This window comes from Geothrix fermentans DSM 14018, from assembly GCF_000428885.1.
Lineage (GTDB): Bacteria > Acidobacteriota > Holophagae > Holophagales > Holophagaceae > Geothrix > Geothrix fermentans.
Window position 1 is genome coordinate 1 of sequence record NZ_AUAU01000022.1, and the last position, 14,831, is coordinate 14,831.

Here is a 14,831-nt window from a genome sequence, read left to right on the forward strand (position 1 = left end):
GGGGTCTCCACTGGAGGGCAGCCCTGGGGGCCGTGATGCGCAAGCTGCTTGTCCTCATGCGAGCTGTGCTCAAGGCCGAGCACGACTGGGTTCCCAAGATCCAGGCCGCGTGAAGGAGGAGCCCACCTTCTGCTTTTCCCTTCACAGCGGAGCCAACGGTCGCAGCCGGGAGGGGCGCAAAGCCTGCGGGCCGCGAAAGGCGTGCCAGAAGCCGTCCCTGGCGTCCCTTTCGCGGCCTTGCGCCTCTCTCGGCTGGACAGATCCTTGCCCGCCCGAAGGGAAAAGAATCCCGAGACCTTGACTGCCAACTGACAACCTTCGTGGAGATCTTTTCCCCTGGGGCCGGCCGCAACCCCGGCCATGCTCCAATGGACCCATGACCGGACATGGCGACAGGATGAGGGGCGCGGCCCTGGTGGCGCTCGCGGCCCTCCTCTGGAGCAGCAGCGGCCTCTTCATCAAGGTGCTCCCCCTGGGGGCCCTCCAGATCGCCTTCGTCCGCAGCCTGACGGCAGCCGTCACCATCGCCCTGGTGGTGAAGCTCCGGGGCGGGCGGCCCTTCCCCCGGCCCGATGCCCTGGCCCTGGCCTGCGCCATCTCCTACGCGGGTGTGCTGGTCTGCTTCGTGGCCGCCACCAAGCTCACCACCGCGGCGAACGCGATCTTCCTGCAGTTCTCGGCGCCCATCTACCTGGTGTTCCTGGAGCCGCGCCTGGCGGGCCGGCGCGTGGCCCGGCGGGACCTCACGGCGGTGGCACTCTGCCTGGGCGCCATGGCCCTCTTCTTCGTGGGCCGCCTGGGCGCGGGCACCCTGTCGGGCAACCTGCTGGGCGTCCTGGCAGGCCTCTGCCTCGCCCTCTTCTCCCTCACCCTGCGGCTCCAGCGGGAGCGCCGCCCGGAGGAGGATCCCATCAGCGCCATCATCCTCGGCAACCTGCTGGTGGCGGCCCTCTGCGCCCCCCTGGCCCTGCCGGGCCTCCACCCCACGCCACTGCAGGCCGGCATCCTGCTCTACCTCGGCGTCTTCCAGATCGGCGTGGCCTACCTGTTCTTCAACGCCGGCATGAAGCACCTCAGCGCCACGGCCGCGGTGGTGACGGGCACGCTGGAGGCCGTGCTCAACCCCATCTGGGTGTTCCTGGGCATCGGGGAGCGCCCCTCCGCCTGGGCCCTGGCCGGGGGCCTGATCATCCTCGCCACCATCGCCTGGTACAGCCTGCCGCCTTCGGCGCGTGGGAGGAAATCAGGCATGGCCACCGATGAACGCGGTTGAACAGCCTCCACGAAGGACACGAAGGAGCGGATGAAGGCCACGAAGGCAGGCCCTGCGGTCCGGCCCAGGACATCCGGGCCTTCGGCCCCCGGGCGCGCGTCGCGCGACCGGCTTTGCGGGCGGCGGTCCCGGGCGGCTTCCAGAGGCCGCCATGGCCGCCGCCCGCAATGGGATGTCGGGTGGGTCGAGGCCCATTCGTGTTCTTTTCATGCCCGGAAGGGCATCTTCGTGCCCTTCGTGGTGATTCTTCTGCTCTGGATGCAGGTCCGGATCACCCCCGCTGAGCGGCCCGCATCTCCACGAAGCCCGTGGTGAGGGGCACCAGCAGGACGCCCGCCGCCAGGGCCACCACGCCGTGCCAGCCGCCCACATGGTAGGCCTGGCCGCTGAGGGTGATGCCCGCGGCGCCGCCCAGGTAGTAGAAGAGCGTGTAGAAGGCGTTGGCGCGCCCGCGCCCCGCGCTGAGCTTGCGGTTCAGGGCACCCGCCGCCGAGGCGTGGATGGTGAAGAAGCCCGCGCAGACCAGGGCCAGCGCCAGGGCCATGGCCCCGCCCCGCGGCACCAGCGTGACCGCCAGCCCGGCGCCGAACACCAGCGAGCCCGCCACCATGGCCTTGCCGTTGCCGATGCGGTTGCTGAGGCGGCCCGCCAGGGGCCCGGCCACCACGCCCACGATGTAGGACAGGTAGAGCAGCGTCACGGCGCGGGTGGACCAGTGGAAGGGCGCCCCGTGCAGGTAGAAGGGCATGTAGTTGAAGACTGAGGAGAACACGAAGAAGCCGCCGCCGCTCACGCAGTAGATGCGGAAGAGGTCGTGCCGGAACAGCACGTCCCGGAAGCGCACGGTCTCGGCCTCGCGGGCGGCGCTCCCATCCTCCTTGGGGAGCCCCGCGTAGGCCGCCAGGGTGGCCGCCACCAGCAGGGCCGCGGCCACCAGGAAGGCCCAGCGCCAGTGGGCCGGCGGCAGCAGGAAGCCGCCCAGCAGCCGGCCCGAGAGCCCGCCCACCACCGTGGCGGAGACGTAGGCGCCCATCACCACGTTGAGCCGCTCCGCCGGCATCTCCCGAGCTAAGTAGGCCGCCAGGCAGGTGGTGAGGGCCGGCACGAAGAGCCCCTGCACGAAGCGCGCGCCCACCAGCAGCGGCAGCGTCGGCGCCAGGGCCGACACCACGCCGGCCGCAGCCACCACCAGCCCGCCCGTCAGCAGGATGGGCCGGATGGCCAGGCGGTCCGCCAGGGCCCCGAAGGGCAGGTTCGCCAGCGCGATGCCCAGCACCACCGCCGACACCGTCATGGACGCCGCCCCCTCCCCCACCCCGAACGTCTGCCGAAGCACCGGCAGCACCGGCTGCGGGATGTACACCGTCGTGAACACCGCGCTCACCAGCGCGAAGACCAACCACTGAAGCCGGGAGAGAGGATCACGAGCCGCCATGATCATTCCACTGTCGGACAGGCGGGGGGCATCTGGAATGGAAAGATGGTTGGCCGGAGATGAACGGAGATGGACGGAGATGAAAAATGGGAGTTGATGGCCAGAAGAAGCTCGGAGATTCCGGCTTCCCTACCATCGCGCGACTGGGTTTTTCATTGAGGATCCACCCACCTCATGGCAGGATGCGCATGCTTTGATTCCACGACCACCAAGATGATTGGATCACTCAAACGAACCGCACAGGTTTAGAGTCCGGCTGTTCGTCCAATTCAAAGTTAGGCCTCTTGATTTCGGAGATAACTTGACCTTTTCTGATCATGATCTCGCCGTAATTGGAATCTATGTATCAATCATTCCTACACTTTTAATTGTCTATTTTGATTGGAAGAGGAGAAGATCGGAACGATACATGCGTGCTAAAGAGTGGGTCACGAAATGTATGTCTCATATGCGTGGTCTCATTGAAATCAGTACAGAAATCCATCAACAAGTGAGCGTCAGTATTGGGAATGACTTAAATCTTCTTGATGAAGTTGCAATCAAGGTCACAAAACCGTCCTATCTTTTCATTGTGAACAAAGCTCAGGACATATTCCTTTCAAGGGAATCCCTCCGACAACTTGCTTCTGCATGGAATGATCTTAATTCCAGATCAAGAAGTGCGCTCGACGAAATATATCCTTTTATTTTTTCAGAAGATGATCTATTACGGCTTCACGTAATACTTCAAGTCTTTCAGGATGGTGGTGATTTGAAGGCCTCACAATTGAAAGAGTGGAATGAAATCAATCACCGATTCATCGACTCACTACAAAAAGTTAATAATGTAATGGCAATTTTACGAATTGAGTCAAATCGTTCTCTTCCTTTTTGGCGCTAGACTTCACTCTAATGACAATGAGTTGTTCCTCAGCCTAACCCTCCGCTCAACTATGACCCCGCCCGCATTGCCTTCTGCTCTTTCAACGTCCCGCTTCCTCGGCTCCACTCAGCGCCTCGGTGCAGGCGGGGTCGTTTAACTTCATTCGTAAGGCGTGATTCATTTCAAATGGCTCAAGGAGAACGAAACTTATGAGTACCTACGAGATGTGGTCGTTGATTCTCACCGGTATTTATAATCTGCTGACATTTGGTTTATTAGCCTTTGTTGCCTATGAAACCCTTGTGAAGCCCAGGCAACCAAATATCGCTTTTTACTTGCAAGGTGTTTCAGATGATACGGAGCAATGGAGTTGGCGAAGGCCCTTGGCTGATTTCGTTTTAGAGAATAAAGGGGGTACACTAAAAAATGTTGTGATCAAATCAGAGCCAGATTTCATCGGTTGGGATAATTTAGGGAAAGACAATCATAGACCACCCAGAAGTACGTCTGATTACTTCAAACAACCGATTCCCTTTTTCTCAGAGAATGAACGCCATCAGTTCTTCTGGTGCGACATGGAGGCTAACAGTGAAGTTTGCAAAATGCCTTTTACAATAATTATTGAATTTGATAATCCGATTCTCCCATATCCAAGAACCAGGAAATTAGAATTTTACTTTGATCTTTCTACTTTTGATGGAACCATATTTGGTCTAAACACTAAATACGATATTCATAATGTCGCACTAGAAACATCAAGAATTCGCAATGAAATCAAAGAAATTCGAAATTTAATTAATACTGCTATTATCTCAAAGAAAAATCAGAATACCAATTCACCGCACGCCTAACCCTCCGTTCAACTCGGACTCTGCGTGCATTGCCTTTAGCTCTCTCTCAACTTCTCGTTTCCCCGGCTCTGCTCAGCGTCTCGGCGCAGACGGGGCCGGTCAGCTCATTTGTTGAGCGATACGGTCGCCAGATCCGTGTTCATCCGTGTTTATCCGTGGCAAATCCCATTTGCCTTTCCTCTGCGCGCTCCGCGTTCTCCGCGGTTGGCAATTCTGCCTTAGCGCTCAAAGCTCCGACGCCATCCGGTACAGCTCCGACGCTTGCACCCCCAGATGCTTGGCCAGGGGCTTAACGGCTTCGCGCAGCGTCATGCCGCCTTCCCGCGCGGCGGCGAGGTAGGTCTTGGCCCAGTCGGGGAGGGTGCCGTCGAAGGCGGCGTCGACTTCGCCCACCACGCGCTTGGCGCCGGCGCCGGCGAGGACGAGCACCATCTCGCCGCGATCCTCGCTGCCCAGCTGCTCGACCACCTGGGCAGGCGTGCCGCGGTACCAGGTCTCGTGGAGCTTGGTCAGCTCGCGGCCCAGGGCGATCTCGCGGTCGGGCAGCAGCTCGGCCAGGTCCGCCAGGGTCTCGTGGATGCGGTGGGGCGTCTCGAAGACGACGACGGTCTCCTCCTCGGCGCCCAGCTTCTTCAGCAGGGTGCGCCGGGGCTCGCCGCGGGTGGGGAGGTAGCCCCAGAAGCTGAAGGCATGGCTGGGCAGGCCCGAGGCCACCACCGCCAGCAGCACCGCCGAGGCGCCGGGCAGCACGGTGACCTGGGCCCCGGCGGCCCGGGCGGCCCGGGCGATCTCGAAGCCGGGGTCGTTGATGCCGGGCATGCCGGCGTCGCTGCAGTAGGCCACGATGCGGCCCGAAGCCAGCTCCATCCCGATGCGCTCATAGGCCGCCGCGCCCGCGTGGTCGTCGAAGCGCAACAGGGGCTTGTCGAGCCCCAGGTGCTTCAGCAGGCCGCCCGTGCGCCGCGTGTCCTCGCAGGCCACCAGATCCGCCTCGGCCAGTGCCTCCTTCGCGCGGTCCGTGAGGTCGCCGAGGTTGCCGATGGGCGTGGGAACGAGGATGAGATGGCCGGCCATGGTCCCAGTCTGGCAGGGCCGTTCCGGGTCCGGGCGGCGAGGTATTCCAGGCTGTTTGTTTAACCGCAGAGGACGCAGAGAGCGCAGAGCAAAAATCGGATCCACCCAGGTCCTAACTGGCTTTCTTGGCGTTCTTGGCGGCTTGGCGGTGATCTTTCCGTTTCCGGCCAAGACTCAGGTCACGCGCTCGAGCTGGCTGCGGCTGCGGATGAGGCGGCTGTAGAGCAGGCCCGTGTGGTACCAGTGCAGGAGGAAGGCCTCCACGGCGGCGCGGCGGTACCAGCGGACGGTGCCCGGCGCGGGCGGGCAGCCGGGGGCGGGACTGCAGCGCACCCGCAGGCCCAGGCCCGCCGCGAGCGCCCCGGCCCGGGAGAGGTGGAGGCCATCGGAGACCAGGAGGATCTCGCTCCGGCCCCCGGCCCGGAGCGCCCGGCGCACGTGGAAGAGGTTCTCCAGGGTGTGCTGGCTCTGGTCCTCGGTCTCCAGGGCCCTGTCGGGGATCCCCCGCTCGCGCAGCCAGGCCCGGCCCGCCTCGGCCTCGCTGAGCGTCGCCCGCCCGGTGCGCCCGCCGGCCACCAGGATCCGCGGGGCGAGCCCCCGTTCCCAGAGGTCCGCGGCGTGGGCCAGCCGCGCCTGGAACATCGGCGTCAGGCGGTCCCCCTCCAGCCGGCGCCCCAGCACCAGGATGAGGTCCGCCGGCTCCATGGGGTGGCCCCCAGCCTCCCGGAGCACCCGCGGCATCCGCCACCACACGGGCAGCCCCAGCAGCAGCAGCGTGCTGCCGGAGGCCAGGAGGAAGGAGGCCAGTCCGCCGGGCCCCAGCATCTGCCAGAAGGTGGAGCCCGGCGGGGCGGTGTAGGGATCAGACGCCATGCCCCAGGATGCCACCCTTCGCGGCGGCTCCGGTCAGCGCCCCGTCACCGCCGGATGGTCGGCTGCGCCACCGGCGCGGGTGCGGGCGGGCGCGCCGGGGTCGGGGGCGCGAGGGGCGCGAGGGGACGGATCACCGCCGGGGCCACGGCTCCCCCCGTGAACTGGAGCTGGACGGCCTGGCTCCGGGCCCGGCCCACCAGCAGGCTCACGGCGAGCGGCCCCGGGGTGGCGCGGCGGTAGCGGTCGGGGATCGTCACGTGCAGCACCCGCTCGCCCGCGGGCAGGGTGGCGCCATTGTCATCCACGGTGCGCCCCGCGTCCTCCGCGGGCACGGCGGAGGCCTCCTCCCCGTTGAAGACCACCTTGGGCACCTCGCTTCCGAGCTGCCGGGCATAGATCCGGATGCGGTAGGCCGGGGCGTGGTCGCCCACCTTCACCTCCGTGGGATTCAGGCGGAGGATCTGGGGCCCGGCCACGCCCGGCGCCACGGTCCCCGGGGCGGCGGCCGGGCCCATGGCCACGACGGGCGGGGCGGCCATGGCATTGGAGACCGGCGCCACGGGCGGGATGGCCCGGGGCGCGGCTTTGACAACGGGGGCGCTGAAGGTGAGCACCTTCTCCTGGGTGATGACCCCGTTCACGTCCATCACGGCGACCCGGAGCTGGCCGGGCCCGCTGAGCCGGAACCGCTCGGGGATCGTCACGTGGATGAGGCCCTCCCCGTTCTTCGTGAAGCTCCCGTCATCGTCGTAGTAGTGGACGCGGTCCTCCGCCGGCACGGCCCCGGCCCGGTCGCCGTTGAAGACCACCTTCAGGGAGCCCGCATCGGGATTCAGGTGGGTGCCGTAGAGCTTCAGGCGGTAGGAGGGCCGGCCCCCCAGGAGCTGGATGTCGTTGGGGACCAGGCGGGTGAGGGCCGGCGGGGCGCTGGGCGGCGGCACGGGCTTGACCGCGCCCGCCGGGGCCACGTCGATGGTCTTGATCGCGGACCAGGGGCTGGCCATGGTGGTGGCCCGGGAGGGGTCGTCGGCGGCATCCGCGCCCCCGGAGACCCAGAGCTTCACCTGGAGGTGGCTGCCGGGCTCGCTGAGGAAGCGCGAGGGATCCACGGCCAGCGTGATGACCGTGCTGGCGCAGGCCCCCAGGACCCGGGCCCCGTTGTCCCAGGTGGCCGGGACCCAGGGCGTGGCCACGTTCCGGGACGAGACGCCCCGCACGAAGATGTGCTGGTAGCCGCCCTCGGGCCCGGCGGGATGGCCCAGGTCCCCGTCCGGCGGCGCCAGGTTCGCGCCCGCGAGGACGATGACCACGCGACCGTACTCGTCCAGCCAGCCGGGGGTTCCCGGATACACCATCTGGGGATCGGCCCTGGCGATGATGGGCAGGCCCGGGGCCTGCGCCAGGGCGGTCAGGGCACAGCAGAGGAGGCAGGCGGCGACTCGGAACACGGAACCTCCGGGGGGAAGGCGGCCCTGGATTGCTTCGGCGGCCGCAGGAGGGGTTGGAAGGATCCGAGGAGCATAGACGGGAGCGCCCCGGACCTCAAGGCCCGGGGCGCGCGATACCTCGTCAGCTCAGGCTTCGGCCCGCTTCTCCGACTTCTTCTTCGCATCCATTGGATGCTCAGACGCCGGACTCAAACATGCCCAGCGACACATCCCAAGGACCAGGCTCAACCTTCCGACCGCTTTTCGGACTTCTTGCGCTCGTTGGTGTCCAGCACGCGCTTGCGCATACGGATGAAGTTGGGGGTGACCTCCACCAGCTCGTCGGCCTCGATGTACTCCAGGGCCTGCTCCAGGGTGTGCTCCCGGGGCGGGGTGAGGCGGGTGGCCTCGTCGCTGCCGCTGGCACGCATGTTCGACAGCTTCTTGCCCTTGGCCACGTTCACCACCAGGTCGTTCTCGCGGGCGTGCTCGCCCACGATCATGCCCTCGTAGCACTTCATGCCCGGGTGGATGAAGATGACGCCGCGATCCTCGAGGTTCATGAGGGCGAAGCCCACCGACTCGCACTGCTCCATGCTGATGAGGACGCCGTTCTTGCGGCCCGGCAGCTCGCCCTTGTAGGGGCCGTAGTGGCTGAAGAGGCTGTGGAGGATGCCCTCGCCGCGGGTGTCGGTCATGAACTCGCTGCGGAAGCCGATGAGGCCCCGGCTGGGGATCTTGAAGTGCAGCCGCAGACGTCCGCCCTCATTGCCCATGTCCTGCATCTCGGCCTTGCGGTTGCCCATGTGCTCCATGGTCACGCCCATGTAGGCCTCGGGGACATCGATGGTCACGTCCTCGTAGGGCTCCAGCTTCTCGCCGGTGACGGGGTCGGTGTGGAGGATCACCTCCGGGCGGCTCACGCAGAGCTCGAAGCCCTCGCGGCGCATGGTCTCGATGAGCACGGAGAGGTGCAGCTCGCCGCGGCCGCTGACCTTGAAGGAATCGGGGCTGTCCGTGTCCTCCACGCGCAGCGCGACATTGTGCTGCAGCTCCTTCTGGAGGCGCTCACGGATGCGGCGGCTCTGGACGTGCTTGCCGTCCTGGCCCGCGAAGGGACCGGCGTTCACCATGAACATCATGGAGATGGTGGGTTCGTCGATGTCCACGTAGGGCAGGGCCACGGGGCTCCCGAGATCCGCGATGGTCTCGCCCACGCGGATGTCGGGGATGCCCGCCAGGGCCACGATCTCGCCGGCGGTGGCCTCGGCCTGCTGGATGCGGGACAGCCCCTCGAAGCCGTAGAGCTGGGTGACCTTGTGCTGCTGGACGCTGCCGTCGCGCTTCACCAGGGACACGGTCTCGCCCACCTTGATGCGGCCGTTCACGATGCGGCCGATGCCGATCTGGCCCACGAAGTCGCTCCAGTCCATGAGGGTGACGAGCATCTGGAGGGGCGCATCGGGGCTGCCCGTGGGGTGCGGGCAGTGCTTCACGATGGTGTCGAAGAGGGGATCCAGGTTCTCGCTGGCCTCGTTGGCGTCCAGCATGGCGTAGCCCTGCTTGGCGCTGGCGAAGACGCAGGGGAAATCCAGCTGCTCCTCGGTGGCGCCCAGTTCGATGAGCAGGTCGAAGACCTGGTCCTGGGCCCAGAGGGGGCGCGCGCCGGGGCGGTCCACCTTGTTGATGACGACGATCGGGCGTAAACCGAGGGCCAGGGCCTTGCGGGTGACGAACTTGGTCTGGGGCATGGGACCGTCGAAGGCGTCCACCACCAGCAGCACGGAGTCCACCATGGAGAGCACGCGCTCCACCTCGCCGCCGAAGTCGGCGTGGCCGGGGGTGTCCACGATGTTGAAGCGGTAGCCTCCCCAGTGGAGGGAGGTCGTCTTGGCCAGGATGGTGATGCCGCGCTCACGCTCCTGGTCGTTGCTGTCCATGGCCCGTTCCTGGACCCGCTGGTTGTCCCGGAACATGTGGGCACCCTTGAACAGGGCATCCACGAGGGTGGTCTTGCCATGGTCGACGTGGGCGATGATGGCGATGTTGCGGATCTTCTCGAGCGAGGTCATCGGGCTCCCGGCAGTCCAGGCACAAGCCCGGCAGAACCTTAGATTTTACCAGATTCCCGTGACTTTTCCGAGCCTTGATCGCACCCCCTTCCATTGTCGCGGCAGGGGTCTAAGATAAGCGGACCCTCACCGGGAGAACCCCATGCATATCAACGAACTGCTCACCGTGGTCTGCGAGCAGGGCGCCAGCGACCTCCACCTGAAGGTCGGCAACCACCCCATCGCCCGCATCAAGGGGAAACTCACGCCCATGACGCAGTTCAAGCGCCTGGTGCAGGAAGACACCATCGCCATGGCCTACGCCATCATGGCCAGCGACAAGCAGAAGGCGAAGTTCAAGGAGAACCTCGACCTCGACATCGCCTATTCGGTGCCGAGCCTGGGCCGCTTCCGCTGCAACATCTTCAACCAGCGCGGCACCGTGGGCCTCGTCCTCCGCGTGATCCCCCGGAAGATCTACACCATCGACGACCTGATGCTGCCCAAGGTCCTCAAGAACATCTGCCAGGAGCAGCGCGGCCTGGTGCTGGTGACGGGCACCACGGGCTCCGGCAAGTCCACGACCCTGGCGGCCATGATCGACCTCATCAACGCCACCCGGTCCGAGCACATCCTCACCATCGAGGACCCCATCGAGTACCTGCACCGGGACAACCTCAGCATCGTGAACCAGCGCGAGGTGGAGGCGGACTGCAAGACCTTCGCCACGGCCCTGCGCGCCGCCCTCCGCCAGGATCCCGACGTCATCCTCGTGGGCGAGATGCGCGACCTGGAGACCATCGAGACGGCCATGCACGCCGCGGAGACGGGCCACCTGGTCTTCAGCACCCTGCACACCCTGGACGCCACCGAGACCATCAACCGCGTGATCTCCGTGTTCCCGCCCCACCACCAGAAGCAGATCCGCCTCCAGATGGCGGCCGTGCTCAAGGGCATCATCTCCCAGCGCCTGGTGCCCCGGGCCGACGGCCAGGGCCGCGTGCCCGCCGTGGAGGTCATGGTGGCCACCGAGACCGTCCGCACCTGCATCGAGGACAAGGACAAGACCAAGCTCCTCAAGGACGTCATCGCCTCGGGCACGGCCCAGTACGGCATGCAGACCTTCGACCAGAGCCTCTACTTCCTGCTGCGCCAGGGGCTCATCACCGAGGAGGAGGCCCTGCTTCGCGCCACCAACGTGGGCGAGTTCAAGCTGCGCCTCGAAGGCGTCATGGCCACCGCCGACATGGCCCGGGCCAACATGGAGCGCGGCATGTCCATCGCCCAGGGCGGGGGCCGGGAGTCCGGCGCGCCCGCGGCGCCCTCGGTCCAGCCTCCCGCTCCGGGCATGCCCATGGCCATGCCCCCCACCACCGACGTGAAAATCACCCTGGCACGCTGACCGCCCTTCCCCTTATCCTGGCTCTCCCACTCCCGGACCGAGGTCGCCGATGATCAAGATCGACATCGCCAATTCGCTGATGAAGGTTCACCCCTGCTCCCGCGCCACCGCCCTCCAGGTGGTGGACCTGCTCACGGAGCGCCTCAAGGACGCCCTGCTGAACGGGCATCGCATCGAGATCCGGGGCTTCGGCGTCTTCGAGCCCCGTCCCCGCAAGCGCGGCATGGGCCGGAACATCAAGACCGGCGCCAGCGTGCAGATTCCCAAGGGCAAGAGCATCCGCTTCAAGCCGGGGAAGGATCTGCGGGAGATCGAGGTCCAGTGACGGCGGCTCTCCACGCTGCGCGTGGAGAGCAGAAAAAAAACGGATCTCAGGCCAGGTCGGCGGCGGCTTTCTGGAGGCGCTCCAGGGCTTCGTCCACGTCGGCCCGGTGGGTGCGGGCGGCGAGGATGGCCAGGCGCAGGTGGAAGGTGCCGTTCAGCTTCGTGCCGCTGAGGAAGACCCGGCCCTCGGCGGTGAGGCGCTGAAGGATGGCCTGGTTGAAGGCGTCCGGGTCGCCGGACCGGAGCAGGAAGCGGAAGGCCAGGACGCTGAGCTGGGGGGCGGGACCGGGCTCCACGCCGGGCATCTCCCGGAGGCGATCGTAGGCGTACCGGGCCAGGAGCAGCTTCTCCTCCAGGGCCGCGCGGAAGGCCGCGACGCCATGGAGCTGCAGGGGCAGCCAGAGGCGCAGGGCCCGGGCGTGCTTGCTGAACTCCAGCGTGGTCTCGGAAGGGCTCAGCTCCTCCAGGTCCTCCGGCGGCGAAGGCAGGTAGTCCGCCTGGAAGGCGTGGGCCTTCCGCAGGGGCTCCAGGTGGCGCGTGAGCAGGGCCCCCAGGCCCAGGGGTGCAAAGAGGCCCTTGTGGGGATCCAGCACCAGGCTGTCGCTGCGCTCCAGGCCCCGGAGGGCGGCCCGCCCCTGATCCGTCAGGGCGAAGGAGGCCCCGTAGGCCCCGTCCGTGTGCATCCAAAGCCCGTACCGTCCGGCGAGATCGGCGCAGGCCTCCAGGGGGTCCACGGCACCCGTGTTGGTGGTGCCCGCCGTGGGCACCAGCAGCCAGGGCCGGAGCCCGGCGCGAAGGTCTGCCTGGATGGCCGCCTCCAGGGCCTCGGGCCGAAGCCGGTAGTCCGCATCCGTCGGGATTTCCCGCACGGGGGCCTCGCCCATGCCCGCCACGCGGAGGGCCTTCACGATGCAGTGGTGGGCCTGCTCGGAGAGGTACACACAGGCCCTCGCGTAGTCCACCGCCTTGAGGCTCGCGGCCTCGCGGGCGGTGCAGATGCCGATGAGGTGGGCCATGCTGCCACCCGCCGCCAGGTTGCCGGAGCTGCCCTCGGGCAGGCCCAGCTCCCGGGCCAGCCAGCCCAGGACTTGGTTCTCCATGCGCACGGCGCCGGGCCCGGCAAAGAAATAGGCCGCATAGCGGTTGGTGAGGGCCGCCAGCAGGTCGCCCAGGGCCCCGGCGAAGAGCGACGAAGGCGGGATGAAGGCCAGGTGCCGGCCCGAGGCGCCATGGGCTCCCACCCCGTCCACATGCTCCGCCAGGAGATCCAGGAGGCGGGGGAACGGGCGTCCCTCCTCCGGAATGGGGAAGTCCGCCAGGCCGGCCCCGGGCCGGTCCTTTTGCACGAAGGCCGGTGCCTCCGGAAGGGCCTGGAGGAAGCCCTCCGCGTAGCCATGGGCGGCCTCCCACAGCCCGGCCCGCGCCTCCACACCGGGATCCAGCTGCCGCGACTGCGCTTCCAGCTTCTTCAGGCGATCCAGCACGGGGGCCTCCGACCCTCCAGCCTACCAAGAGGTACAATGAGCCCATGGAAGCCTGCCGCCGCCCCGACGTCACCTACCCCACCCGCGTCCCCATGAAGATCATCGGGCGCCAGGAGGAACTGCGCCCCGACATGGTCATGGAGCTGATCCTCGCCCACCTGGGCCCCCAGGCCGAAGGCGACGAGCGGCACACCGCCAACTGCAAGGGTGCCTTCATCAGCTACACCTTCTGGGTCACCCTGCCCCACGGCCAGGCCGAGACGCCCCTGCGGGAGGCGATCCAGAAGCTGCCGGGCGTGGTGATGCAGCTGTAGGCATCCCAGGGAAAAGATCTCCACGAAGGACACGAAGGGAATAGCAAGGGCACCAAGGAATGACCTTGGTGCCCTTCAATCCTTTCTTCGTGTCCTTCGTGGAGATCCTTTTGCTTCTAGGGCCTGAGCGTGCCCATCATGCGGGGATACGGGATGGTCTCGCGGACATGCGGCAGCTTGCAGATCCACGCCACGGCGCGCTCGAGGCCCATGCCGAAGCCCGCGTGGGGGACGTTGCCGTACTTGCGGACGTCCAGGTACCACTCGTAGTCGGCGCGGCTGAGGCCCTCGTGGTCGATCTGGTCCAGGAGGTACTGGAGGCTGGAGGCGCGCTCGCCGCCGCCGATGACCTCGCCGTAGCCCTCGGGGGCCAGCAGGTCGGCGCCCAGGGCCAGGCGGGGATCCTGGGGATCGGGCTCCATGTAGAAGGCCTTGAACGCCTTGGGGAAGCGGTGCACCCAGAGGGGCCGGTCCGTGGCGTTCATGAGCATGGTCTCGTCGTCGTTGCCGAAGTCCTCGCCCCAGTTGATGTCGCTGCCCAGGGTCTTCAGCTTCTCCACGGCCTCGGTGTAGGTCATGCGGTCGAAGGTGGTGTTGAGGGCCGTCTCCAGGGGCGCGGTGTCGCGCTCGAGGATCTTCAGCTCCTCCTGGCGGCTTTCGAGCACGCGCTGGAGGAGGAACTTGGTCATGCGCTCGCCCAGGGCCATCACGTCGTCCAGGTGGGCGAAGGCCACTTCGGGCTCCACCATCCAGAACTCCGTGAGGTGGCGGCGGGTCTTGCTCTTCTCGGCGCGGAAGGTGGGACCGAAGCAGTAGACCTTGCCGAAGGCCGCGATGCCCGGCTCCTGGTAGAGCTGGCCCGACTGGCTGAGGAAGGCCATGCCCTCGTGGAAGTACTCGGTGCCGAAGAGGGTGCTGGTGCCCTCGCAGGCGCTGGGCGTGAGGATGGGCGCGTCCAGCAGCGTGAAGCCGTCGCCGTCGAAGAAGTCGCGGATGCCCTTCACCAGGGTGTGGCGGATGCGGAGGATGGCCCACTGGCGCTTGCTGCGCAGCCAGAGGTGGCGGTTCTCCATGAGGAACTCGGTGCCGTGCTCCTTGGGGGTGATGGGGTAGTCCTGGCTGCCGCCGATGAGCTCCAGGGACTTCACCAGGAGCTCGGGCTGGCCGGTCTTCGGGTGCAGCTGGACCACGCCGGTCACGGTGATTGCGGATTCCTGCGTGAGCTTTCCGGCCAGCTCGTAGCTGGCGGGGTCGGCCTCGGCGGCCCCGACCACGCACTGGACGAAGCCGGAGCCGTCCCGCAGGTCGATGAAGCGGGTCTTGCTGGTGCGGGCATTGCGGACCCAGCCCCGCAGCCGGACGGTCTCGCCGACCTGGCCGGCGAGGAATCGGACTTCGGTGAAGGGTTGGCTGCTCACGGGGGCTCCTCGGCCTAAACCTCTATTGTGCCCGGGGAAAGGA

General features: G+C 66.5%; 13 protein-coding genes. 6 read left to right on the forward strand and 7 right to left on the reverse strand.

What is annotated here, in order from left to right; genetic code table 11:
• The first annotated feature begins 397 nt into the window (after window positions 1-397).
• Window positions 398-1,273 (forward strand): DMT family transporter, encoded by an 876-nt coding sequence (locus G398_RS0108110; protein ID WP_026853227.1) that lies wholly within the window; start codon window positions 398-400, stop codon window positions 1,271-1,273.
• Window positions 1,274-1,544: 271 nt separating this feature from the next.
• Here G398_RS0108110 and G398_RS0108115 read toward each other — a convergent pair whose 3' ends face one another.
• A complete protein-coding gene (locus G398_RS0108115) occupies window positions 1,545-2,714 on the reverse strand; it encodes an MFS transporter (protein WP_026853228.1) in 1,170 nt (389 codons plus the stop codon).
• A gap of 403 nt (window positions 2,715-3,117) precedes the next feature.
• Here G398_RS0108115 and G398_RS20730 point away from each other — a divergent pair, with 403 nt between their 5' ends.
• Both G398_RS20730 and G398_RS20735 read left to right on the forward strand, forming a co-directional pair.
• Entirely contained in the window at window positions 3,118-3,588 is a 471-nt protein-coding gene (locus G398_RS20730) for a hypothetical protein (RefSeq protein ID WP_157492330.1), read from the forward strand.
• A 191-nt stretch (window positions 3,589-3,779) separates the two neighbouring features.
• Window positions 3,780-4,421 carry a hypothetical protein gene (locus tag G398_RS20735; protein ID WP_157492331.1) on the forward strand — a complete coding sequence of 214 codons (642 nt, stop codon included), beginning with the start codon at window positions 3,780-3,782 and terminating at the stop codon, window positions 4,419-4,421.
• A gap of 225 nt (window positions 4,422-4,646) precedes the next feature.
• Here G398_RS20735 and rsmI read toward each other — a convergent pair whose 3' ends face one another.
• The 4 genes from rsmI to typA all read right to left on the reverse strand — a co-directional run bounded on the left by rsmI (window position 4,647) and on the right by typA (window position 9,867).
• Window positions 4,647-5,495, reverse strand: a complete 849-nt coding sequence (gene rsmI / locus G398_RS0108120) for a 16S rRNA (cytidine(1402)-2'-O)-methyltransferase (RefSeq protein ID WP_026853229.1) — start codon at window positions 5,493-5,495, stop codon at window positions 4,647-4,649.
• Between the two features lie 174 nt (window positions 5,496-5,669).
• Entirely contained in the window at window positions 5,670-6,368 is a 699-nt protein-coding gene (locus G398_RS0108125; RefSeq protein ID WP_052571685.1) for a YdcF family protein, read from the reverse strand.
• Between the two features lie 44 nt (window positions 6,369-6,412).
• On the reverse strand, window positions 6,413-7,816 hold the full coding sequence (locus G398_RS0108130; RefSeq protein WP_026853231.1) for a hypothetical protein: 1,404 nt from the start codon (window positions 7,814-7,816) through the stop codon (window positions 6,413-6,415).
• Between the two features lie 224 nt (window positions 7,817-8,040).
• A complete protein-coding gene (gene typA, locus G398_RS0108135; RefSeq protein WP_026853232.1) occupies window positions 8,041-9,867 on the reverse strand; it encodes a translational GTPase TypA in 1,827 nt (608 codons plus the stop codon).
• A gap of 142 nt (window positions 9,868-10,009) precedes the next feature.
• Between typA and G398_RS17160 the strand changes: the two genes are divergently transcribed.
• Both G398_RS17160 and G398_RS0108145 read left to right on the forward strand, forming a co-directional pair.
• A complete protein-coding gene (locus G398_RS17160; RefSeq protein WP_157492332.1) occupies window positions 10,010-11,248 on the forward strand; it encodes a type IV pilus twitching motility protein PilT in 1,239 nt (412 codons plus the stop codon).
• A 49-nt stretch (window positions 11,249-11,297) separates the two neighbouring features.
• Window positions 11,298-11,573, forward strand: a complete 276-nt coding sequence (locus G398_RS0108145) for an HU family DNA-binding protein (protein WP_026853233.1) — start codon at window positions 11,298-11,300, stop codon at window positions 11,571-11,573.
• 46 nt (window positions 11,574-11,619) lie between these two features.
• On the opposite strand, the gene G398_RS0108150 is transcribed toward G398_RS0108145, so the two are convergent.
• Entirely contained in the window at window positions 11,620-13,056 is a 1,437-nt protein-coding gene (locus G398_RS0108150; RefSeq protein WP_026853234.1) for a pyridoxal phosphate-dependent decarboxylase family protein, read from the reverse strand.
• A gap of 44 nt (window positions 13,057-13,100) precedes the next feature.
• Here G398_RS0108150 and G398_RS0108155 point away from each other — a divergent pair, with 44 nt between their 5' ends.
• Window positions 13,101-13,370, forward strand: a complete 270-nt coding sequence (locus G398_RS0108155) for a DUF493 family protein (RefSeq protein WP_026853235.1) — start codon at window positions 13,101-13,103, stop codon at window positions 13,368-13,370.
• 116 nt (window positions 13,371-13,486) lie between these two features.
• Here G398_RS0108155 and asnS read toward each other — a convergent pair whose 3' ends face one another.
• Window positions 13,487-14,788 (reverse strand): asparagine--tRNA ligase, encoded by a 1,302-nt coding sequence (gene asnS / locus G398_RS0108160; RefSeq protein WP_026853236.1) that lies wholly within the window; start codon window positions 14,786-14,788, stop codon window positions 13,487-13,489.
• Window positions 14,789-14,831: the final 43 nt, after the last annotated feature.

Excerpts from the sequence above, each read along its gene's own strand:
- G398_RS0108125 (WP_052571685.1), bottom strand. The coding sequence starts at position 6,368 with ATGGCGTCTGATCCCTACACCGCCCCGCCGGGCTCCACCTTCTGGCAG.
- G398_RS20735 (WP_157492331.1), top strand. The coding sequence starts at position 3,780 with ATGAGTACCTACGAGATGTGGTCGTTGATTCTCACCGGTATTTATAAT.
- G398_RS0108115 (WP_026853228.1), bottom strand. The coding sequence starts at position 2,714 with ATGATCATGGCGGCTCGTGATCCTCTCTCCCGGCTTCAGTGGTTGGTC.
- G398_RS20730 (WP_157492330.1), top strand. The coding sequence starts at position 3,118 with ATGCGTGCTAAAGAGTGGGTCACGAAATGTATGTCTCATATGCGTGGT.
- G398_RS0108155 (WP_026853235.1), top strand. The coding sequence starts at position 13,101 with ATGGAAGCCTGCCGCCGCCCCGACGTCACCTACCCCACCCGCGTCCCC.
- G398_RS0108145 (WP_026853233.1), top strand. The coding sequence starts at position 11,298 with ATGATCAAGATCGACATCGCCAATTCGCTGATGAAGGTTCACCCCTGC.
- typA (WP_026853232.1), bottom strand. The coding sequence starts at position 9,867 with ATGACCTCGCTCGAGAAGATCCGCAACATCGCCATCATCGCCCACGTC.
- G398_RS0108110 (WP_026853227.1), top strand. The coding sequence starts at position 398 with ATGAGGGGCGCGGCCCTGGTGGCGCTCGCGGCCCTCCTCTGGAGCAGC.
- rsmI (WP_026853229.1), bottom strand. The coding sequence starts at position 5,495 with ATGGCCGGCCATCTCATCCTCGTTCCCACGCCCATCGGCAACCTCGGC.
- G398_RS17160 (WP_157492332.1), top strand. The coding sequence starts at position 10,010 with ATGCATATCAACGAACTGCTCACCGTGGTCTGCGAGCAGGGCGCCAGC.